Raw genomic sequence first — 20935 nt, 5'->3', positions numbered from 1 at the left:
GTGGCAGCCCGCCAGCTCTCGCTGAGTTCATCGATCGCCCGTCTGCACGGCGATGAACGCACCGTTGGCGCGCCTCTGAACGACGCCGAATTCCGCGCCATGCGCCGGACGCGGCTGTTCGGCGCCACCGGCACGGTGCTGATGGCGATAGGTGCGCTCGGGGCCGGGGCGCGCCCGGTCGTGCAGGACCCCACCTTCGGGGTGCGGCTGCTGAACCTGCCGTCGCGCATCCAGACCGTTTCGCTGACGATGACCACCACTGGCGCCGTGATGATGGCGCTGGCCTGGCTCATGCTGGGCCGATTCGCGCTCGGCAGCCGCCGGATGACGCGTAGTCAGCTCGATCACACCCTGCTGCTGTGGGTGGTGCCACTGCTCATCGCTCCCCCGATGTACAGCAAGGACGTCTACTCCTACCTGGCGCAGAGTCAGATCTCGGCCAACGGGCTCAACCCGTACAAGGTGGGTCCGGCACCCGGACTCGGCCTCGATCACGTCTTCACCCTGTCGGTTCCCAGCCTGTGGCGCGAGACGCCGGCGCCGTACGGGCCACTGTTCCTCTGGGTCGGTCGCGGTATCTCGGCACTGACCGGTGAGAACATCGTCGCCGCCGTCCTCAGCCATCGCGTGGTGGTGCTTCTCGGCGTCGGGATGATCGTATGGGCGGTGCCGCGGCTCGCTCGCCGCTGCGGCGTCGCCGAGGTCAGCGCGCTGTGGCTCGGTGCGGCCAACCCGCTGCTGCTGATGCATCTGGTCGCCGGCATCCACAACGAGGCGCTGATGCTGGGCCTGATGCTCACCGGGACCGAATTCGCGCTGCGCGGCATCGACTCCGCCAAGCCACTGTGGCCACGGCCAATGCACTGGCCGCACGGCCGGGACCAGTGGGCGCAGTGGATGCCGCCGGCGATGCTTGTGTTGGGCTCTGTGCTGATCACGATGTCGTCGCAGGTGAAGTTGCCGGGCCTGTTGGCCCTGGGCTTTGTGGGGATGGCCCTGGCATACCGCTGGGGGTCCACCATCCGGGCGTTCCTTCTGGCCAGCGCGTTCATGGGGTCGCTGTCGCTGGTGGTGATGGCGATCATCGGCTGGGCCAGCGGCCTGGGCTTCGGCTGGATCTTCACCCTCGGCACCGCCAACGTGGTGCGCAGCTGGATGTCACCGCCGACGCTGCTGGCGCTGGGCACCGGCCAGGTGGGGATTCTGCTCGGGCTGGGTGACCACACCACCGCCGTGCTGTCGCTCACCCGCGCGATGGGCGTGCTGATCATCATGATCACGGTCACCTGGCTGCTGCTGGCCGTGCTGCGCGGCCGCCTACATCCGGTCGGCGGGCTCGGCGTCGCGCTGGGCGCGACCGTGCTGCTGTTCCCCGTCGTGCAGCCCTGGTACCTGCTGTGGGCGATCATTCCGCTGGCCGCCTGGGCCACCCGGCCGGGTTTCCGCATCGCCACCATCGCGGTGTCCCTCGTCGTCGGGATCTTCGGGCCCACCGCCAACGGCGACCGTTTTGCCCTCTTCCAGATCGTCGACGCCACCCTGGCCAGCACGGTGATCGTGCTGATGCTGATCGCGCTGACGTTCCACCGGCTGCCGTGGCGCAAGGTACCCGGGACCAACGAGACATTCAGTGGTCAGGAGCCCGACGCTGCGCCGGCGCCGGAGCCGTCGGAGCCGCCCACCGAACCACCGGCGCCGCGCCCCGCGCCCGGCGCATACGCTGAGTCACCGTGAGTTCCGGCCACGAAATCCCCGTGCGACTGTGCGGGGTGTCCAAGCACTACGGGTCGACGACGGCCGTGTCGAATCTCGATCTCGAAGTGCACGCCGCCGAGGTGCTGGCGCTGCTGGGCCCCAACGGAGCAGGCAAGACGACGACGGTCGAGATGTGCGAGGGCTTCACGCGGCCCGACGGCGGCACCATCGAAGTGCTCGGCCTGGACCCGGTGGCCGACAACGCGCGAGTGCGGGAGCGGATCGGCGTCATGCTGCAGGGCGGTGGCGGTTACCCGGCCGCGCGGGCCGGCGAGATGCTCGATCTGGTGGCCTCCTACGCCGCGAATCCGCTCGATCCGGCTTGGCTGCTCGACACTTTGGGGTTGACCGATGCCGCACGCACCACCTATCGCCGGCTCTCCGGTGGCCAGCAGCAGCGGCTGGCGCTGGCCTGCGCTCTCGTCGGACGGCCCGAACTGGTCTTCCTCGACGAGCCGACCGCGGGCATGGACGCCCACGCGCGGCTGGTGGTCTGGGAGCTCATCGATGCGCTTCGCCGTGACGGTGTGACGGTGGTGCTGACCACCCACCAGCTCAAGGAGGCCGAAGAGCTCGCCGATCGGATCGTGATCATCGACCACGGCTCGGCCGTCGCGTCCGGGACGCCGGCGGAGCTGATGCGCGACGGCGCCGAGGGCCAGCTGAGGTTCTCCGCGCCCCGCCAGCTCGACCTGTCCCTGTTGGTAGCGGCGTTGCCGGAAGGCTATGCGGCCAAAGAGGTTTCGCCCGGCGAGTACCTGGTGGAAGGCAAGATCGATCCGCAGGTGCTGGCCACGGTCACGGCGTGGTGCGCGCGGCTGGACGTGCTGGCCACCGATGTGCGGGTGGAGCAGCGCAGCCTTGAAGACGTTTTCCTCGAGCTGACGGGTAGGGAGTTGCGGTCATGACGAGCGAGCTCTTCCCGCCGGGCACCTTCAGCCCCGACCCGCGACCAAGCACCGTGGCGCGGATGTTGGCCGCGCAGTACGGCCTGGAGCTGAAACTGTTGCTGCGCAACGGCGAACAGCTGCTGCTGACGATGTTCATCCCGATCACGTTGCTGATCGGGCTCACCCTGCTGCCGCTCGGCTCGTTCGGTGCCCACCGCGTCGCCGTGTTCGTCCCGGCGATCATGGCCCTGGCGGTGATCTCGACCGCGTTCACCGGCCAGGCCATCGCCGTGGCATTCGACCGCCGCTACGGGGCGCTGAAACGGTTGGGCGCCACCGCACTTCCGGTGTGGGGCATCATCGCGGGCAAATCGCTGGCCGTGGTGACCGTGGTATTCCTGCAGGCGTTGCTGCTCGGCGGCATCGGCTTGGCACTGGGCTGGCGTCCGCACCCGCTGGGTCTGCTACTGGGTGCGGTCGTGATCGCTTTGGGCACCGCGGGTTTCGCCGCGATGGGCCTGCTTCTGGGCGGCACGCTGCGCGCCGAGATCGTGCTGGCCGTGGCCAACCTGCTGTGGTTCGTCTTCGCCGGACTGGGCGCGCTGACCCTGGAAACCAGCGCGATACCGCACCCGCTCGCCTGGGTGGCACGACTCACCCCGTCCGGTGCGCTCACCGAAGCACTGACCCGCGCGATGTCGCTGTCCGTCGACTGGTTCGGCATCGCGGTGCTGGCGGTGTGGGGCGCGGTGTCGGCACTGGCCGCACTGCGCTGGTTCCGGTTCACCTGAGGCTATTCCGTCGCCTGGTTGGGCTCCTTCGCCACCTTCAGCGGCTCGTGCTGGACGACGCGATCGGTTCCCGGCAGGTCCGCATAGCGCGACATGTACGCGTCGATGTCGCGGGCGATCTCAGGTCCGGGGATCCCCCACCCGGGCTGGTAGCCGTACACGTCGGCGAGCGGTCGGCTCTCGCGGTCGCCGTCGAGGATCTCGACGGCGTTCGGGCTGAGCAAGGTGGGGTGACGTACGCCGGCCGCCTCCGAAACCTTCAGCAGGTCGCGGCGCAACGTCATGACGTAGTTCGCCAGCCGGTGTGACTTCTGCTCGGGATCCAGCCCCCGAGCCAGCCATGGGTTCTGCGTCGCGACGCCGGTCGGACAGCGATCGGTGTGGCATTTCTGGGCCTGGATGCAGCCGATCGCCAACATCGCCTCGCGCGCGACGTTGACGAGGTCGACGCCCAGAGCGAACGCCACGATCGCGTTGGCGGGCAGCCCCAGTTTGCCTGACCCGATCCAGGTGACCCGATCCGTCAGACCGGCACCGGCGAACAATCGGTAGACCTGGGCGAAGCCAACCCGGAACGGGAACGACACGTGGTCGGCGAAGACCAGCGGGGCGGCGCCGGTACCGCCCTCGCCCCCGTCGATCGTGATGAAGTCGACCCCGCGCTGCCCGTCGGCCATCCGGTCGGCCAGCTGCTGCCAGAAGACGATCTCACCGACCGCAGACTTGATACCGACCGGCAGCCCCGTGGCGTCGGCGATCCGCTCGACGACGTCGAGCATCTCGTCGACGTTGCGAAACACGGTGTGCCGAGACGGGCTGACGACGTCCTTGCCCTCCTCGACGCCCCGGATCCGGGCGATTTCCGCGTTGACCTTGGCGCCCGGAAGGTGGCCGCCCAGACCGGGTTTCGCGCCCTGGCTCAACTTGAACTCGATGGCGCGGACCGGGCCGGACCCCACGACGTCGATCAGCCGGTCGAGATCGAACTCGCCGCGCTCGTTGCGGCAACCGAAGTAGCCGGTTCCGATCTGGAACACCAGGTCACCACCCTGGCGGTGATGGTCCGACAAGCCCCCCTCGCCCGTGTTGTGCCATGAGCCGGCGATCTTGGCGCCCTTGTTGATCGCCTGGATCGCCTGGGGACTGAGCGAACCGAACGACATCGCCGACACATTGACCACCGACGACGGCCGAAAAGCGTGCCGCCGCCCACGGGGACCGCCGAGTATCTTCGCGCCCGGCAGCTCGATGTCGCGACCGTGGATCGGAGAGGCGGGGACGACGTCGGAGAAGGTGGCCTGCTTGATGATCGGATAGCAGGCGTTCTCGGTGTCGTTGTCCGTACCGAACGCGAAGTAGTTGTTGTTCTTCTTCGCCGAGGTGTACACCCAGCGCCGTTGATCGCGACTGAACGGCCGCTCGTCGTCGTTGCTGGTGATGATGTACTGGCGCAATTCCGGGCCGACCGATTCCAGGAGATATCTGGCCCGCGCGATGACCGGGAAATTTCGGCGAAGGGCATGTTCCTTCTGGGCGAGGTCCTGCACGGCGATGCCGGCGAGGGCGGCGGGAACCAGTGCGGCGAGCGTCCGCTTCTTCATGCGGCCCACCCTGCCATCGGTCCGGACCCGCCGGGTAGGGACCGGGGTCACCAGGCCGGGAGTCGTTCGGATCGGCCCTACTACGGGGCGTAGTTAGTCGTCCTCTACGATCGGGCCGTGCCCGTCGGACGGTTTTACCTGCGGCTGGTGGACCTGCTGCCACTGCCGAGCCTGCGCGTCCAGCGCATGATCGCCGCCGCCGTCATCCTGACCCAGGGCGGTATCGCCGTCACCGGCGCGATCGTCCGGGTCACCGCGTCGGGGCTGGGCTGCCCGACCTGGCCGCAGTGCTTCCCCGGCAGCTTCGTGCCGGTTCCCCACGCCGAAGTGCCCGGCATTCACCAGGCCGTCGAGTTCGGCAACCGGATGATCACCTTCCTCGTCGTGATCACCGCGATCCTGGCGGTGCTGGCCGTCACCCGCGCCCGGCGCCGGCGCGAGGTCCTGGTCTACGCCTGGCTGATGCCGGCATCGACGGTCGTGCAGGCGGTTCTCGGCGGTATCACCGTGCTGGCCGGGCTGGCCTGGTGGACGGTGGCGATCCATCTGCTTGCGTCGATGGCGATGGTGTGGCTGGCCACCCTGCTCTACGTCAAGATCGGCGAGCCCGACGACGGCATCTCGACGGCGCTGGTGCCCAAACCGCTGCGGCACCTGACCGTGCTCGGTGCGCTCACGCTGGCGGCCACCCTGACCACCGGGACACTGGTGACCGGTGCAGGCCCGCACGCCGGTGACAAGAGCCCACAGCGGGCGGTGCCGCGCCTCGAGGTCGAGATCCTCACGCTCGTCCACATGCACTCGACGCTGCTGATCGCCTACCTGGCGCTGCTGGTCGGGTTGGCCGCGGGCCTGCAGGCGGTGTTCGCACCGCGCGCGATCATGAAGCGGCTGGCGGTGCTCGTCGGTTTGGTCCTGGCCCAGGGACTGGTCGGCGCGGTGCAGTTCTTCACCGGTGTGCCGGCCGCGCTGGTGGCCGTGCACGTCGCGGGAGCGGCGGCATGCACCGCGGCAACCGCAGCGCTATGGGCGTCGATGCGACAGCGGACCGAGCCCAAGACGTTCGAGGGCTGACTCGACCGCGAGCGCGAACGCGCGCTGCTGCTGCTCGCGGGTCCGCGCCTTCAGTTGGCGCCAGCCCAGCCCGGGCTCGATCACTTCCAGCTCCAGCAGCAGCGGGTCCTCGGCGTCACCGATGAGATCGACTCGGGCATAGAGCAATTCAGTGGTGTCGATGCCGAGATGGGCGGCCGCGGCGGCTAGCGCGGCGGCGCCGACGTCCCACATCTCGAAGTCCGGTTCGGCCGGGGTCAGGGACTCCTCCGCATAGGTGCCGGACTCGTCGAGGGTGGGTAGTTCGCCTTCCGGCGGCAGCATCGGCCCCTTGGTGAAGGCATGCGACTGCCGGCCGCCGAGGAACACCAGCGCGGTCTCCCCCTGCTCGACGCGGGCGTCGTAGGGCTGCACCAGCGCGCTGCGGCCGCTGTCCTGCAGGGCGGTGACGTGCGCGCGCGCCGCGGCCGGGTCGACGAACCGCGCGGTGTCGATCGAGCCGGCCCCGATCGCGGGCTTGACCACGATCTCGCCCTTGGGCAGCCGCGGCGTGTCCCCCGGTTCGACGAAGAACGACGTGATTGTGGGCACACCCGCCTCGGCAAGGTCCTGCAGGTAGTGCTTGTCGCTGTTCCAGGCCACCACCTCCGGGGAGTTCAGCAGGTGGCGCACTCGCCGGGTCCAGGCCAGGAACTCCTCGCGGCGTTCGGCGTAGTCCCATGCGGCGCGCAGGATCACCACGTCGGCGGTCTCGGTCCGTGGGTCGTCCCAGGACAGCCAGCGCGCATGCAGCCCGCGGGTGCGCAGCGCGCCGATCAGCCCGTCGTCGTCACCGTCACCTTCCACCAGCTGCGGGCATCCGGCCAGCACGATGCTGGGGTGGAAGACGTCGGGACGTGCCAGATTCGGGCGGACGGTCACAGCGGGGATGATAGTGACATGCACGCAATCGAAGTCGCCGAGACGGGCGGCCCCGAGGTCCTGAACTACGTCGAGATGCCGAAACCCACGCCGGGGCCCGCCGAGGTGCTCATCGCCGCGGACGCGATCGGCGTCAACTACATCGACACCTACTTCCGCTCGGGCCTCTATCCGCGCGAGCTGCCCTTCGTGCTGGGCACCGAGGTGTGCGGCACGATCGCCGCGGTCGGCGACGACGTCGCCGCCATCAAACCCGGCGACCGGGTGGTGACCGCGGCGGCATCCGGCGCCTATGCCGAATTCTGCACGGCACCGGCCGATTTCGTGGCGTACGTGCCGGACTCGGTGCCGTCGGACGCGATCGCCTCAGCGCTGCTGAAGGGCATGACGGCGCACTACCTGATCAAGTCGGTGTATGAGGTGCAGGCGCGCGACTTCGTGCTCGTGCACGCCGGGGCCGGCGGGGTCGGCCTGATCCTGACGCAGTGGGCCACGAGCCTGGGTGCGCGGGTGATCACCACCGCCTCCAGTCGTGAGAAGGCGGAACTGTCACGACAGGCCGGCGCGGTGGAGGTGCTCGACTACCCCGATGAGCCCGGCGAGTTCGCCGCCCAGATCCGCGACCTCACCAACGGTCACGGTGTCGCCGCGGTCTACGACGGTGTCGGCAAGACCACCTTCGACGCCAGCCTGGCCAGCCTCGCGATCCGGGGCACGCTGGCACTGTTCGGCGCCGCCAGCGGACCGGTCCCACCGGTCGACCCGCAACGCCTCAACGCCGCCGGCTCGGTGTTCCTGACCCGGCCCAACCTCGCCCACTTCACCCGTACGCCCGACGAATTCGCTTGGCGAGCAGGCGAATTGCTGGACGCGATCGCCGGCGGTTCGATCACGATCACCGTCGGCGGGCACTATCCGCTGGCCGAGGCGGCCCAAGCGCACCGCGACCTTCAGGGCCGCAAGACGACTGGCTCGATCGTGCTGCTGCCTAGCTGAACAGCGTCGGCAGCGCCAGCGCGGAATCGACGGCCAGCGCGACGAACACCAGCGCCAGGTAGTTGTTCGAATGCAGGAACAACCGCAGCGGCTTGACCGGGTTCCCGCGCCGAACGCCGGCATGCAGCCGGTGGGCCATGATCAGGAACCACCCACCGGCCAGCGCCGCCACCGAGCCGTACAACCAGCCGGCGGCCGGCGCGAGCGCCAGCGTGGCGACCACGGTCAGCCAGGTGTAGATCAGGATCTGCTTGGTGACCTGGAGCTCGGTGGCCACCACCGGCAGCATCGGCACCCCGGCAGCGGCGTAGTCGTCCTTGTACTTCATCGCCAGCGCCCAGGTGTGCGGCGGGGTCCAGAAGAAGATGATCGCGAACATCACCAGGGCCTGCCAGCCGATCGTGTCGGTGACGGCCGACCAGCCGATCATCACCGGCATACAGCCGGCCGCGCCGCCCCACACCACGTTCTGGGAGGTCCGGCGCTTGAGCAGCAGGGTGTAGACCAGGACGTAGAACGCGATCGTGGCCGCGGCCAGATGCGCCGAGAGCAGGTTGGTCGTCCACCACAGCCAGAAGAACGACCCGACCGACAGCGTCAGCCCGAACACCAGCGCGTGGCTGCGCGGCACGGTGGCCCGCGCCAGTGGTCGCCGTTCCGTGCGCTTCATCACCTTGTCGATATCGGCGTCGGCCACGCAGTTCAGCGTGTTGGCGCCCGCAGCGGCCAGCAAACCGCCGAACAGTGTGTTGAAAATCAGCGGCAGGTCGACGGTGCCGCGGCCGGCCAGCAGCATGGCCGGAATCGTGGTGACGAGCAGGAGCTCGATGACGCGTGGCTTGGTCAGCGCGAGGTACCCGAGGAGCCGGTCGCGGAACCGAATGGGCGCCCCGTCAACGAGGTGCACTTCGCGAACTCTCACGCAACTGACTCCTGACCTGACGATCTACTACAACCGATGGTAGTCGGCCGGGCGAGGGCTTCGGCACCGACGGGTCGATTCACGGCGATTCCATGGTGATGACACAGTTCCAGGTGTAGAGCAACACCTGCGGGTAACGCTGGTAGCAGCACTATGCAGCCAAGTACCAAGCAGCATTAGGGTGAAGAGGACCACCCAGCATGCCGCCCTTTGATCACGCCAGGAGCGAGTTTGTGACCACTGTCGAAGAGATCGCCACGCTGACCCAGCCGCACCACCCCGACGACTGGATGCCAGTCGATTCCAAGGCCGTCGACACGGTGCGGGTACTGGCCGCCGATGCGGTGCAGAAGGTCGGCAACGGGCACCCGGGCACGGCGATGAGCCTGGCGCCGCTGGCCTACACGCTGTTCCAGCGGGTGATGCGGCACGATCCGAGCGACGTTCACTGGCTGGGCCGCGACCGGTTCATTCTGTCCTGCGGGCACAGCAGCCTGACGCTGTACCTGCAGCTGTATCTGGGCGGGTTCGGCCTGGAGCTCTCCGACATCGAGTCGCTGCGCACCTGGGGCTCGAAGACCCCCGGTCACCCGGAGTTCCGCCACACCGACGGGGTGGAGATCACCACCGGCCCGCTGGGCCAGGGGCTGGCCTCCGCGGTCGGCATGGCGATGGCCTCTCGCTACGAGCGCGGGCTGTTCGATCCCGACGCCCCGGCCGGCACCAGCCCGTTCGACCACTACATCTACGTCATCTGCTCGGACGGTGACATCGAAGAGGGCATCACCAGCGAGGCGTCGTCCCTGGCCGGCACCCAGCAGCTGGGCAACCTCATCGTGTTCTACGACCACAACAAGATCTCCATCGAGCACAACACCGACATCGCGCTGTCCGAAGATGTCCCGGCCCGCTACCGCGCCTACGGCTGGCATGTGCAGGAGGTCGAGGGCGGCGAGAACGTCGTCGGCATCGAGCAGGCGATCGCCGAGGCCAAGAAGGTGACCGACAAGCCGTCGTTCATCGCGGTGCGCACCATCATCGGCTATCCGGCTCCCACCAAGATGAACACCGGTGGCGTGCATGGCGCCGCGCTCGGTGACGACGAGGTGGCCGCCACCAAGAAGGTCCTCGGCTTCGACCCGGACAAGAAGTTCGAGGTGCACGACGAGGTCATCGCGCACACCCGCAAGCTCGTCGACCGCGGCCGCGAGGCCCACGAGAAATGGCAGGGCGAATTCGACGCCTGGGCCCAGCGCGAGCCGGAACGCAAGGCGCTGCTCGACCGGTTGCTGGCCCAGGAACTGCCCGACGGCTGGGATTCCGACATCACCCACTGGGAGCCCGGCTCCAAGGCGGTCGCCACCCGCGCGGCGTTCGGCCAGGTGCTCAACGACGTCGCGCCCAAGCTTCCCGAATTATGGGGTGGCTCGGCAGATCTCGCCGGCAGCAACAACACCACCATCAAGGGCGTCAACTCGTTCGGGCCGCCATCGATCTCCACCGACGACTTCACCGCCGACTGGTACGGCCGGGTGCTGCACTTCGGTATCCGTGAGCATGCGATGGGCGCGATCCTGTCCGGCATCGTGCTACACGGCCCGACGCGCGCGTTCGGCGGCACGTTCCTGCAGTTCTCCGACTACATGCGCGCGTCGGTGCGACTGGCTTCCCTGATGGATATCGACACCATCTACATCTGGACGCACGACTCGATCGGTCTGGGCGAGGACGGCCCCACTCATCAGCCCATCGAGCACCTGGCCGCGCTGCGGGCCATTCCGAAGCTCTCGGTGGTGCGTCCCGGCGATCCCAACGAGACCGCGTACGCCTGGCGCAGCATCATCGCCCGCGGCAACGGCGCGGGCCCGGTCGGTTTCATCCTGACCCGCCAGGGCATCCCGGTGCTCGAGGGCACCGACGCCGAGGGGGTCCAGAAGGGCGGTTATGTCCTTGGCGGGGGCAACCCGGCCGACGACGCCGATGTGATCATCATCGCCACCGGATCCGAGCTGCAGCTGGCTGTCGAAGCCCAGAAGCTGTTGGCGGCCAAGGACATCAACGCCTACGTGGTGTCGATGCCGTGTGTCGAGTGGTTCAACTCGCAGCCGCAGGAGTACCGCGACAGCGTGCTGCCGCCCGACGTGTCGGCACGGGTCGCGGTGGAAGCCGGAGTGGCCCAGAGTTGGTATCAGTTCGTCGGCGACACCGGGGAAATCATCTCCATCGAGCACTACGGCGAGTCGGCCGACGACAAGACCCTGTTCCGCGAGTTCGGGTTCACCGCCGAAGCCGTCGCCGACGCCGCGGAACGCGTGATCGACAACTAACCCACACGACCAATTGAAGGGAACGTCATGGCACAGAATCCCAACCTTGCCGCACTATCCGCGGCGGGTGTGTCCGTCTGGCTCGACGACCTGTCCCGGGAGCGGCTGCGATCGGGCAACCTGCAGGAACTGATCGACACCCGCAGCGTGGTCGGTGTCACCACCAACCCGTCGATCTTCCAGGCCGCCCTGTCGCACGGAAACGCCTACGACGCACAGGTTTCCGAGCTCGCCGAGCGTGGCGCCGACGTCGACGCGACCATCCGCACCGTCACCACCGACGATGTCCGGGAGGCCTGCGACGTGCTGCGGCCGCAGTGGGAGGCCTCCGACGGCGTCGACGGCCGAGTCTCGATCGAGGTCGACCCGCGCCTGGCCCACGACACCGACAAGACGATCCTGCAGGCGATCGAGCTGTGGAAGATCGTCGACCGGCCCAACCTCTTGATCAAGATCCCCGCCACCGAGGCGGGCGTGCCGGCGATCGCATCGGTTCTGGCCGAAGGTATTTCGGTGAACGTGACGCTGATCTTCTCCGTCGAGCGCCACAAGCTGGTGATGGACGCCTACCTCCAGGGTCTGGAGAAGGCCAAGGAAGCCGGTCACGACATCGCCAAGATTCATTCCGTCGCGTCATTCTTCGTGTCCCGGGTGGACACCGAGATCGACAAGCGGCTGGAGAAGATCGGCTCCGAGGAGGCACTGGCCCTGCGCGGTCAGGCCGGCGTCGCCAACGCGCGACTGGCCTACGCCGCCTACGAAGAGGTGTTCGGTGGCGGTGACCGCTTCCGCGCGCTGGCCGACGCGGGTGCCCGCGTGCAGCGCCCGCTGTGGGCGTCCACCGGTGTCAAGAATCCCGACTACTCCGACACCCTGTACGTCACCGAACTGGTCGCCCCCAACACGGTGAACACCATGCCGGAGAAGACGATTGACGCGGTGGCCGACCACGGCGTCGTCACCGGCGACACGATCACCGGCACCGCGGCGGCCTCCCAGGAGGTGTTCGACAAGCTCGACGCCATCGGCATCGACCTGCGCGACGTGTTCCTGGTCCTGGAGAACGAGGGCGTGGACAAGTTCGAGAAGGCGTGGCAGGAACTACTCGACGCAACCCAGGATCAGCTCGACGCCGCGGCCAAATGACGGACCGGCCCGTACCCGGAGTGGCGGCGCCCGCCCCGGACACCTGGCGTAACCCGCTGCGCGACAAGCGGGACAAGCGGATGCCGTTGATCGCCGGTCCGTGCGGCGTGGTGATCTTCGGCGTCACCGGCGATCTGGCCCGCAAAAAACTCATGCCGGCCATCTACGACCTGGCCAACCGCGGCCTGCTGCCACCGTCGTTCTCGCTCGTCGGTTTCGCCCGGCGCGATTGGGCCGACCAGGATTTCGGGGCCGTCGTGCACGACGCCGTCTGCCAGCACGCCCGCACTCCGTTCCGTCAGGAGGTGTGGGACCGGCTGGCCGAGGGATTCCGCTTCGTCCAGGGCGCCTTCGACGACGAGGCGGCGTTCGCCCGGCTGGCCGAAACCCTGGAGAAGCTCGATGTCGAACGCGGGACGGGTGGCAATCACGCCTTCTACCTGTCGATTCCGCCCAAGTCGTTCCCGGTGGTGTGCCAGCAGCTGAAGAAGTCCGGGCTGGCCCGCCAGCAGGAGGGCCGCTGGAGCCGGGTCGTCATCGAGAAGCCGTTCGGCCACGACCTGCAGAGCGCCATCGAGCTCAACAAGGTGGTCAACAGCGTCTTCCCCGAGGAGTCGGTGTTCCGCATCGACCACTACCTCGGCAAGGAGACGGTGCAGAACATCCTGGCGCTGCGGTTCGCCAACGAGCTGTTCGAGCCGATCTGGAACAACCATTACGTCGACAGCGTGCAGATCACCATGGCCGAGGACATCGGGCTGGGTGGGCGCGGCGGCTACTACGACGGGATCGGGGCGGCGCGCGACGTCATCCAGAACCACTTGCTGCAGCTGCTGGCGCTGACCGCGATGGAGGAGCCGGTGAGCTTCCACCCGAGCGAGGTCAGGGCCGAGAAGATCAAGGTGCTCTCGGCGACCTCGCCCGTGCAGCCGCTGGACCTGACCACCTCGCGTGGGCAATACACCGCGGGATGGCAGGGTGGCGAGAAGGTCGTCGGGCTGCTCGACGAAGAGGGATTTTCGAAGACTTCCACCACCGAGACGTTCGCCGCGATCACCCTCGACGTCGACACCCGGCGCTGGGCCGGTGTGCCGTTTTATCTGCGGACCGGAAAACGCTTGGGCCGCAGGGTCACTGAAGTGGCGTTGGTGTTCCGCCGTGCTCCCCACTTGCCGTTCGACGCGACGATGACCGAGGAACTCGGCAAGAACGCGCTGGTGATTCGCGTTCAGCCGGACGAGGGGATCACGCTGCGATTCGGGTCCAAGGTCCCCGGCAGCGCGATGGAGGTCCGCGACGTCAACATGGACTTCTCGTACGGCTCGGCCTTCGCCGAGGATTCACCGGAAGCCTACGAGCGGCTGATCCTCGACGTGCTGCTCGGCGAGCCATCGCTGTTCCCCGGCAATGCCGAGGTCGAATTGTCCTGGGAGATACTCGATCCGGTGCTGGACTACTGGGCGTCGCACGGGAAGCCCGACCCCTACGAGGCGGGCACCTGGGGTCCCGATTCGGCGTTCGAAATTCTGCAGCGGTCCGGTCGTGAATGGAGGCGTCCCTAGTGATTGTCGACCTGCCTGACACCACGACGAACGAACTCAACAAGAAGATCACCGCGCTGCGCGAAGAGGGCGGGGCGATCACGCTGGGGCGGGTGCTCACGCTGGTGGTGGCACCGGACATCGAAGCCAGGGTGGAAGACTCCATCGAGGCCGCGGTGTCGGCGAGCCGGGAGCATCCCTGCCGCATCATCGTCGTCGTCCCGGCCGACCGGCTGGCCGGCGAGGCGCGACTGGACGGCCAACTGCGGGTGGGCGCCGACGCCGGCGCCGGTGAGGTCGTCGTGCTGCGGATCTCCGGGCCGCTGTCCCATCACGCCAGCAGCGTGGTGCTGCCGTTCCTGTTGCCCGACACCCCGGTGGTCGCCTGGTGGCCTGGTGCCGCCCCGGCAACCCCCGCCGAGGACCCGTTGGGCCGCTTGGCTATTCGCCGGATCACCGATGCCACCGGAACGGAAGACCCACTGGCGGCGATCAAGAGCCGGCTGCAGGGCTACACCGACGGTGACACCGACCTGGCGTGGAGCCGGATCACCTACTGGCGCGCGTTGCTGGCGTCGGCGGTGGATCAGGCCCCGTACGAGCCGCTGACGTCGGCCCTGGTGTCCGGGCTGAAGGACGAGCCGGCTCTCGACATCCTGGCTGGCTGGCTGGCCAGCCGGATCGATGGCACGGTGACGCGCGCGGTGGGCGAGCTGAAGGTCGAGCTGGTGCGCGACTCCGAGACGGTGACGCTCGCCCGCCCGCAGGAGGGCATCACCGCCACCCTGACCCGCACCGCACGCCCGGAGGCGCTGCTACCGTTGCCGCGCCGGGAGACCCGGGAGTGCCTTGCCGAGGATCTTCGCCGGCTCGACGCCGACGAGATTTACCACGAGGCCTTGGCGGGTATTGAAAAGGTGCACTACGTCTAGCGAACCGAGTCGAAAGGTCGCGATGTGAACCAGATAGTCGAGACCTACCCCGATGCCTCAGCACTGGTGGCCGCCGTCGGCGACCGGCTGGTCGAGGCGATCACCACGGCGATTGCCGCGCGCGGGCAGGCGTTCATCGTATTGACAGGTGGCGGAACAGGAATCAACCTGCTCAAGCATGTCGGCGCGCACGACGAGGCGATCGACTGGTCGAAGGTGCACGTCTTCTGGGGTGACGAACGCTACGTGCCTGCCGACGACGACGAGCGCAACGAAAAGCAGGCCCGCGAGGCGCTGCTCGACCACGTCGCCATCCCGGACAGCAATGTGCATCCGATGGCGGCCAGCGACGGCGAGTTCGGTGACGACCTGGACGCGGCCGCCCTTGCGTACGAGAGCGTGCTCGCCGCCAACGCCGAATCCGGCGAGCCCACACCGGCTTTCGACGTCCACCTGCTGGGGATGGGGCCGGAGGGCCACATCAACTCGCTGTTCCCGCACACCCCCGCCGTCGCCGAGACCAAGCGTCTGGTCGTCGGCGTCGAGGACTCCCCCAAACCTCCGCCCCGGCGGATCACGCTGACCCTGCCTGCCGTCACCCGCTCGCGCGAGGTGTGGCTCGTCGTGTCGGGCGAGGGCAAGGCCGAGGCCGTCGCCGAAGCCGTCGGCGGCGCCAAACCGGCCGACTGGCCGGCCGCGGGCGCAAAAGGCCGCGAGGCCACGGTTTGGCTTCTCGACACCGAGGCGGCCGGCAAGCTGCAAGACTGAAGCCCATGGTTGACAAGCCGCCCACGCCGCGCACTGGCCGCGACCGGATCAAGACCCTGGCTCAGGCTGCGCTCAACGCCGACGTCACCGTCGACCAGCTCGACACCATCCTGACCGGGATGAGTGAGGCCCTCACCGACCTCAACACCACGATGAGTGGGATGAACGGCACCCTCGAGTACTTCGAGGAAACGCTGGGCGTGTTCAACTCCACGCTGACCCGCATCGATGAGCTGGCGCCACGGCTCAATGCGGTGGTCGAGCGGATGGAAGGGATCGTCGACCGCATCGAGCGCATCGTGGGTATCGGTGAGGCGGTGATGTCACCGCTGGCCGCCACCGAGTCGGCGGTTCGCGGAGTCGTCAACGCCATGCGCCGCCAGGGCCGGTAGCGCTCACCACCAGCCGTCGGCGGGGTCGGTGACCGTCCAGTCGGCCAGCACGGGCGGCGCGACCGGCGGCAGCGGTCCAATCAGTTCGGCGGTGTTCTCCAGTGAGCAGTCAGGTTGCGTCATACCGGTTTTGACGGTGTTGATTCGCCGTTGGTTCCCTACTGCGTCAGGTGCGGCCGTAATCGCTGCGGGTCGATCGCCGCGCCCGCAGTGAGATCGTCCGCCAGTGCTGTTCCGGTGCCGACCAGGCCCGCGATGTCGATGCCGTAGGGCGCGTCGGTGACGTGGGCCAGAAGCGCCGATGCACGCCGCAGCAGGGTGGCGGCGCCCTTGAGGTTGCCGCGTTGCACGTGCGTGAGGCCGACCGCGAGCTGGGCCAGTCCCTGCCACAGCGTGCGTTCGTCGTCGGGGCCGTTCTTCCACGCCGCCTCGAACACCTCGTGGGCGTGGAACGCCCGGCCATGATTCAGCAGATCCTGCGCGTACGCGAGTGTTTCGGCGGGCGGGAGACTCAGGTCGTCGGGGATGCGGGGCACCCCCTGCGCGCCCTCCGGTAGCGGTCGCCCGAGTTCGTCACGCGCCCTCGCGTTGCGGGGACGGCCGGCCTCGTCACGGTCACGCGCCATGTCGCACCTTGACTAGCCGCTGTTGCGCAGTGCCGACGCCAGCCCACTCATCGTGAGCAGGATGCCGCGCTGCACCAGTTCGTCGTCGTCGCCGGACCGGTAACGGCGCAGCAGCTCGACCTGCAAATGGTTGAGCGGCTCCAGGTAGGGGAACCGGTTGAACACCGAGCGGGCCAGCGCCGGGTTGTCGGCGAGCAGATCGTCCTGGCCGGTGATCAGCTGATGGATCCGCAGTGTGCGGCCGTGCTCGGCGACGATCTTGTCGAACACCCGGGCGCGCAACTCCTCGTCGTCGACCAGCTCGGAATACCGTGCGGCCAGGCCCATGTCCGCCTTGGCCAGCACCTGCGCCATGTTCGAGAGCACGGTCGCGAAGAACGGCCACTTCTTGTAGAGCTCTTGTAGTACCTCGAGTCCGCCGTCGTTCTCGGCGATCCACTCCTCGACCGCGGTTCCGGTGCCGTACCAGCCGGGCAACATGACGCGCGACTGGCTCCAGGCCAGCACCCACGGGATGGCCCGCAGGTCGGAGATCGACGTGGTCGGTTTGCGTGACGTCGGCCTGCTGCCGATGTTGAGTGAGCCGATCTCGCTGACCGGCGTGGACGCCTTGAAGTACTCGACGAAACCCGGTGTCTCATGGACCAATTCGGCGTAAGCCCGCTGGGCACGGGCGGCGAGGTCGTCGAGGACCTGGTAGGCCTGCTCGGCGAGTTCACCGAGACCTTCGGTGTCGAGCAACGTCGACTCCAGCGTGGCCGCCAGCAGTGTCTCGAGGTTGCGGTGCGCAATGCGCGGCTCGGCGTACTTGGCGGCGATCACCTCACCCTGTTCGGTCAGTCGCAGCGAGCCGTTGACCGCACCGGGCGGCTGGGCCAGGATCGCGTCATAGCTGGGGCCCCCGCCGCGGCCGACGGTGCCGCCGCGACCATGGAACAGCCGCAACCGAATACCGGTCTTCCGGGCCGATTCCACGAGATCCAGCTCGGCCCGGTAGAGCGCCCAGTTCGCTGCCAGGTAGCCACCGTCCTTGTTGGAGTCGGAGTAGCCCAGCATGACCTCCTGACTCTCCTCGCGGGCGTGCACCATCGCGCGGTAGAGCGGCAGTTCCAGCACCGACTCGAGAATCGACGAGCCGCGCTGCAGATCGTCGATGGTCTCGAACAACGGAACGATGCCCACGGGGGCGTACCCGTCCTCGCCCGAAACATCGAGTAGCCCCGCCTCTTTCAGCAGGATCGCCGCCTCCAGCATGTCCGAGACCGACTGGCACATCGAGATGATGTAGTTGGGCACCGCCTCGGGGCCGAACACCTTCACGGCGCGTGCCGCGGCGAAGACGATGTCGAGTTCCTTGCGGGCCAGCTCTGACAGCTCGGAATCGTCGCGAACCAGCGGGCGGCGCGTGCTCAACTCGGCGGTGAGAACCTCGACCCGCTGCGGCTCGGACAGCGACGCGTAGTCCGGATGCACCCCGGCCCAGGACAGCAGCTCGGCGATGACCTCCTCGTGCACGTCGGAGTTCTGCCGCATGTCCAGGCTGCTCAGATGAAACCCGAAGACGTCCACGGCTTCCCGCAACCGGGCCAGCCGGTCGTCGGCCAGCAGGGCGCTGCCGTTGGCGCGCAGTGACGCGTCGATGGTGTTCAGGTCGGCGAGCAACTCGTCGGGTGTCTCGTACGGGGGCAGACCGAGGTCGAGGGTGTGCGCCGGCTCTCGGTCGAGGATAGCCTGACCGGTCGCGGTGAGCCGGGCGTGCACCACCCGCAGTGCCCGCCGGTAGGGCTCGTCCATCCGGGCCGGCTCATGGCAGGCGTCGGCCAGCGTGACGAGAGCGTCGGTGGTCTTCACCAGCCGCGCCGACATCGACAATTCCTGCTCGAGCTTGTTGAGCTCGGCGAAGTAGTGGCCCAGCGCGGTGTAGGCGGCGCTGCCGGTGGCCAGCCGCACCACGTCGGCGGTGACGTTCGGGTTGCCGTCGCGGTCGCCACCGATCCACGAACCGGGCCGCAGGATCGGCTCGGGCAGCAGGTCGGCGCCGGGCCAGCGGGCCCGCAGCGCGTCGCGCACTTCGGCGTTCACCTTCGGGATCACCTCGAAGAAGGCCGCCGGGTAGTACCGCAGGCCTACTTCGATCTCGTCCTGAATCTTCAACCGCGACAACCGGATCAGTGCGGTCTGCCAGAGCGTCAGGATCTGACGGCGCAGCTCGGTCTCGACCGGCCGGCCGTCCTCGGTCTCGTCCTGACCGTGCATTCGCAGCCGCATCAGCTGCGTGATCCGGTGCTGGGTGTCGAACACGGTGCGCCTGCGGGTCTCAGTCGGGTGGGCGGTGATCACCGGCGCGACGAGCGCACCCTTCAAGGCGTCGGCGACGGTGGCCGCGTCGAGGTCGGCGGCGTCGAGCTTCTCGTAAGTGGCGGCCAGGGTGCTGTCCTGCGGCGGCTCACCGGCCGCGACGTGGATGGCCCGACGCCGCTCGCGGTGGATGTCCTCGGCGACGTTGGCCAGCAAGGCGAAGTGCGTGAATGCGCGGATGACCGGGATGGCCCGGTGGACGTCGATGCCGTCGAACAGCCGGGCCAGCTCGGACCGATCGATCTCGGATCGCCGCACCCGGAAGGACTCGACACGGGCCTTCTCGACGAGGTCGAACACCTCGTCGCCGTTCTGTTCGCGCACGGTGTCGCCGAGGATCGCGCCGAGCAGGCGGATGTCCTCGCGCATGGGCTCGGTGGCCTCACGTCCGACCTGGGTGCGCTGTACCGCGCCGATCGGTTCCAGGGACGCGTCGTCAGCCATGACTCCAGTATCTCGGTGCACGGGACAGGTCGCAGACCGAGGGTTATCCCCAGATCCGGATTCGTCCACAGGCGGCCGCTTTTTCTGTTGGGGTCGCACATTTGTTCGATAGCGTGCAGTCATGTCTTCCGTGTGCGAACCCCTCACCGCCCAGGCGGTGCATGACCGGGTGCGAGCGGAGCTCGATGCCGTCGACGCCGCTCACACCCGGCTGCGGTCGATGTGTACAGATCTGGCGGGCAACGCTTTTCGTATCGAGGTGGCCGAACGGCTGGAGCACCAGCAGCGGACTAACCGCGGGCTGTCCTACCGCATGTTCGGAGAGATCGCCGAACCGGTCGACGGTGGGGGTATGCCCGCCGGGGTCAAGGTACGCGACGTCCTGGCCACCCGGCTGCGCCTGACCGCCGGGGAGGTCAAACGCCGGTTCGCGGTGGCGGCGCGCCTGCGGCACCGCCGATCGCCGACCGGGCCGACGCTGCCACCGGAGCTGCCGTCGCTTGCTGCCGCTGTCGAGGCCGGTGAGGTCGGCGACGACCATGTCGCGGCGGTGTGCCATGCACTCGACCGGCTGCCCGTCTCGGTCGCGGCGGCCGACCGGGAGGCCGCCGAACGGGCACTGGTTCGGCGTGCACGAGAACAGGATTCGAAGTTCGTGGCCGCGATCGGGGTCGAAATCGCCGACTGCCTGAATCCGGACGGCACATTCACCGACGAGGATCGCGCCCGCCGCCGCGGGCTGCGGATGGGCCGACAGGGTCCCGACGGGATGAGCCGAATCTCCGGCTGGGTGGATCCGGAGAGCCGCGCCTATATCGAAGCGGTCACGGCCGCGGTTCGGCCCGGCCGGCATCTGCCCGACGGCACTGAGGACCGCGATACCCGCAGCCCCGAGCAGCGCTGCCACGACGGGGTGAAGCTCGGTCTGAAGGCGGCCGTGGAATCCGGCGCGCTCGGACAGCACCGCGGGCTGCCGGTGACCGTGATCGTGACGACGACGCTGAGCGAACTGGAACAGGCGGCCGGCTGGGCGCGTACCGGCGGCACCGGGCGGCTGCCGATGCGCGACGTCATCCGGATGGCCAGCGAGGCGATGCACTACCTTGCGGTGTTCGAGGACCACTCGGAGCGGCCGCTGTACCTGGGACGCGCCAAACGCCTTGCCACTGCGGACCATCGGATCATCTGCTACGCCCGCGATCGGGGGTGCACGAAACCGAACTGCTTCGAGCCCGGCTACCACTCAGAGGTGCATCACGCACTGGAGTGGAGCGCCGGTGGCCCGACCGACGCGGACAATCTGTACTTCGGCTGCGCGTGTGACCACATGATGGCGACCGAGGGGAAGTACACGACGACCGTCACCGAGGACGGCCGGATCGCTTGGAGCGACGGCACCGGTCCCCCGCGAGTCAATGACGCTCATCACCCGGAACGGCTGCTCAGCGAGGATGAGGAGCCGGAATGAGGCG

At 68.3% G+C, this 20935-nt stretch carries 17 protein-coding genes; 12 read left to right on the top strand and 5 right to left on the bottom strand.

The annotated features are described in order from the left end of the window. Genes mptB through AB431_RS13490 form a run of 3 tightly spaced genes read left to right on the top strand, consistent with a single transcriptional unit; the run spans position 1 to position 3436 of the window. Positions 1 to 1734 (top strand): polyprenol phosphomannose-dependent alpha 1,6 mannosyltransferase MptB, encoded by a 1734-nt coding sequence (gene mptB, locus AB431_RS13500; RefSeq protein ID WP_047333394.1) that lies wholly within the window; start codon positions 1 to 3, stop codon positions 1732 to 1734. Beyond that, entirely contained in the window at positions 1731 to 2663 is a 933-nt protein-coding gene (locus AB431_RS13495) for an ABC transporter ATP-binding protein (RefSeq protein ID WP_369803037.1), read from the top strand. The genes mptB and AB431_RS13495 overlap by 4 nt, the downstream gene beginning before the upstream one ends. After that, positions 2660 to 3436, top strand: a complete 777-nt coding sequence (locus AB431_RS13490) for an ABC transporter permease (protein ID WP_047330347.1) — start codon at positions 2660 to 2662, stop codon at positions 3434 to 3436. The genes AB431_RS13495 and AB431_RS13490 overlap by 4 nt, the downstream gene beginning before the upstream one ends. 2 nt (positions 3437 to 3438) lie before the next feature. Here AB431_RS13490 and AB431_RS13485 read toward each other — a convergent pair whose 3' ends face one another. Beyond that, the gene (locus AB431_RS13485; protein ID WP_047330346.1) at positions 3439 to 5037 is read right to left on the bottom strand and encodes an FMN-binding glutamate synthase family protein; all 1599 of its coding nucleotides are present in this window, start codon (positions 5035 to 5037) and stop codon (positions 3439 to 3441) included. A gap of 186 nt (positions 5038 to 5223) precedes the next feature. On the opposite strand from AB431_RS13485, the gene AB431_RS13480 reads away from it, so the two are divergent. After that, entirely contained in the window at positions 5224 to 6111 is an 888-nt protein-coding gene (locus AB431_RS13480; RefSeq protein WP_200902768.1) for a heme A synthase, read from the top strand. Here the strand turns inward: AB431_RS13480 and AB431_RS13475 are convergent. Beyond that, positions 6061 to 7011: a RimK family alpha-L-glutamate ligase gene (locus AB431_RS13475; RefSeq protein ID WP_082135893.1), complete on the bottom strand. Its 951-nt coding sequence runs from the start codon at positions 7009 to 7011 to the stop codon at positions 6061 to 6063. The genes AB431_RS13480 and AB431_RS13475 overlap by 51 nt on opposite strands. An 18-nt stretch (positions 7012 to 7029) precedes the next feature. Here AB431_RS13475 and AB431_RS13470 point away from each other — a divergent pair, with 18 nt between their 5' ends. Next, positions 7030 to 8007: a quinone oxidoreductase gene (locus tag AB431_RS13470; protein WP_047330344.1), complete on the top strand. Its 978-nt coding sequence runs from the start codon at positions 7030 to 7032 to the stop codon at positions 8005 to 8007. On the opposite strand, the gene AB431_RS13465 is transcribed toward AB431_RS13470, so the two are convergent. Next, complete coding sequence (locus tag AB431_RS13465) at positions 8000 to 8929, bottom strand: heme o synthase (RefSeq protein WP_047330343.1); 930 nt, start codon at positions 8927 to 8929, stop codon at positions 8000 to 8002. The two genes, AB431_RS13470 and AB431_RS13465, sit on opposite strands and share 8 nt — an antisense overlap. A 233-nt stretch (positions 8930 to 9162) precedes the next feature. Here AB431_RS13465 and tkt point away from each other — a divergent pair, with 233 nt between their 5' ends. Genes tkt through AB431_RS13435 form a run of 6 tightly spaced genes read left to right on the top strand, consistent with a single transcriptional unit; the run spans position 9163 to position 16035 of the window. Beyond that, the gene (gene tkt / locus AB431_RS13460) at positions 9163 to 11256 is read left to right on the top strand and encodes a transketolase (RefSeq protein ID WP_047330342.1); all 2094 of its coding nucleotides are present in this window, start codon (positions 9163 to 9165) and stop codon (positions 11254 to 11256) included. 27 nt (positions 11257 to 11283) lie between these two features. Further along, positions 11284 to 12402 (top strand): transaldolase, encoded by a 1119-nt coding sequence (gene tal / locus AB431_RS13455; protein ID WP_047330341.1) that lies wholly within the window; start codon positions 11284 to 11286, stop codon positions 12400 to 12402. Beyond that, on the top strand, positions 12399 to 13964 hold the full coding sequence (gene zwf / locus AB431_RS13450; RefSeq protein ID WP_047330340.1) for a glucose-6-phosphate dehydrogenase: 1566 nt from the start codon (positions 12399 to 12401) through the stop codon (positions 13962 to 13964). Before tal ends, zwf begins: the two co-directional genes overlap by 4 nt. Continuing rightward, complete coding sequence (opcA, locus tag AB431_RS13445; RefSeq protein WP_047333391.1) at positions 13964 to 14875, top strand: glucose-6-phosphate dehydrogenase assembly protein OpcA; 912 nt, start codon at positions 13964 to 13966, stop codon at positions 14873 to 14875. Before zwf ends, opcA begins: the two co-directional genes overlap by 1 nt. A 24-nt stretch (positions 14876 to 14899) precedes the next feature. Further along, on the top strand, positions 14900 to 15643 hold the full coding sequence (gene pgl, locus AB431_RS13440) for a 6-phosphogluconolactonase (protein WP_047330339.1): 744 nt from the start codon (positions 14900 to 14902) through the stop codon (positions 15641 to 15643). Positions 15644 to 15648: 5 nt separating this feature from the next. Further along, entirely contained in the window at positions 15649 to 16035 is a 387-nt protein-coding gene (locus tag AB431_RS13435) for a hypothetical protein (protein WP_047330338.1), read from the top strand. A 158-nt stretch (positions 16036 to 16193) separates the two neighbouring features. Here AB431_RS13435 and AB431_RS13430 read toward each other — a convergent pair whose 3' ends face one another. Together AB431_RS13430 and ppc are read right to left on the bottom strand one after the other, a co-directional pair. Next, on the bottom strand, positions 16194 to 16661 hold the full coding sequence (locus AB431_RS13430; protein ID WP_047330337.1) for a DUF309 domain-containing protein: 468 nt from the start codon (positions 16659 to 16661) through the stop codon (positions 16194 to 16196). Between the two features lie 12 nt (positions 16662 to 16673). Continuing rightward, entirely contained in the window at positions 16674 to 19463 is a 2790-nt protein-coding gene (gene ppc / locus AB431_RS13425; RefSeq protein WP_047330336.1) for a phosphoenolpyruvate carboxylase, read from the bottom strand. A 121-nt stretch (positions 19464 to 19584) separates the two neighbouring features. Here ppc and AB431_RS13420 point away from each other — a divergent pair, with 121 nt between their 5' ends. Further along, positions 19585 to 20931 carry an HNH endonuclease signature motif containing protein gene (locus AB431_RS13420; protein WP_144418252.1) on the top strand — a complete coding sequence of 449 codons (1347 nt, stop codon included), beginning with the start codon at positions 19585 to 19587 and terminating at the stop codon, positions 20929 to 20931. Positions 20932 to 20935 lie beyond the last annotated feature (4 nt).

Source organism: Mycobacterium sp. EPa45, from assembly GCF_001021385.1.
Lineage (GTDB): Bacteria > Actinomycetota > Actinomycetes > Mycobacteriales > Mycobacteriaceae > Mycobacterium.
The sequence above is the reverse complement of the archived record's forward strand: the minus strand, read 5'-3'. Positions and strand labels throughout refer to the sequence as shown.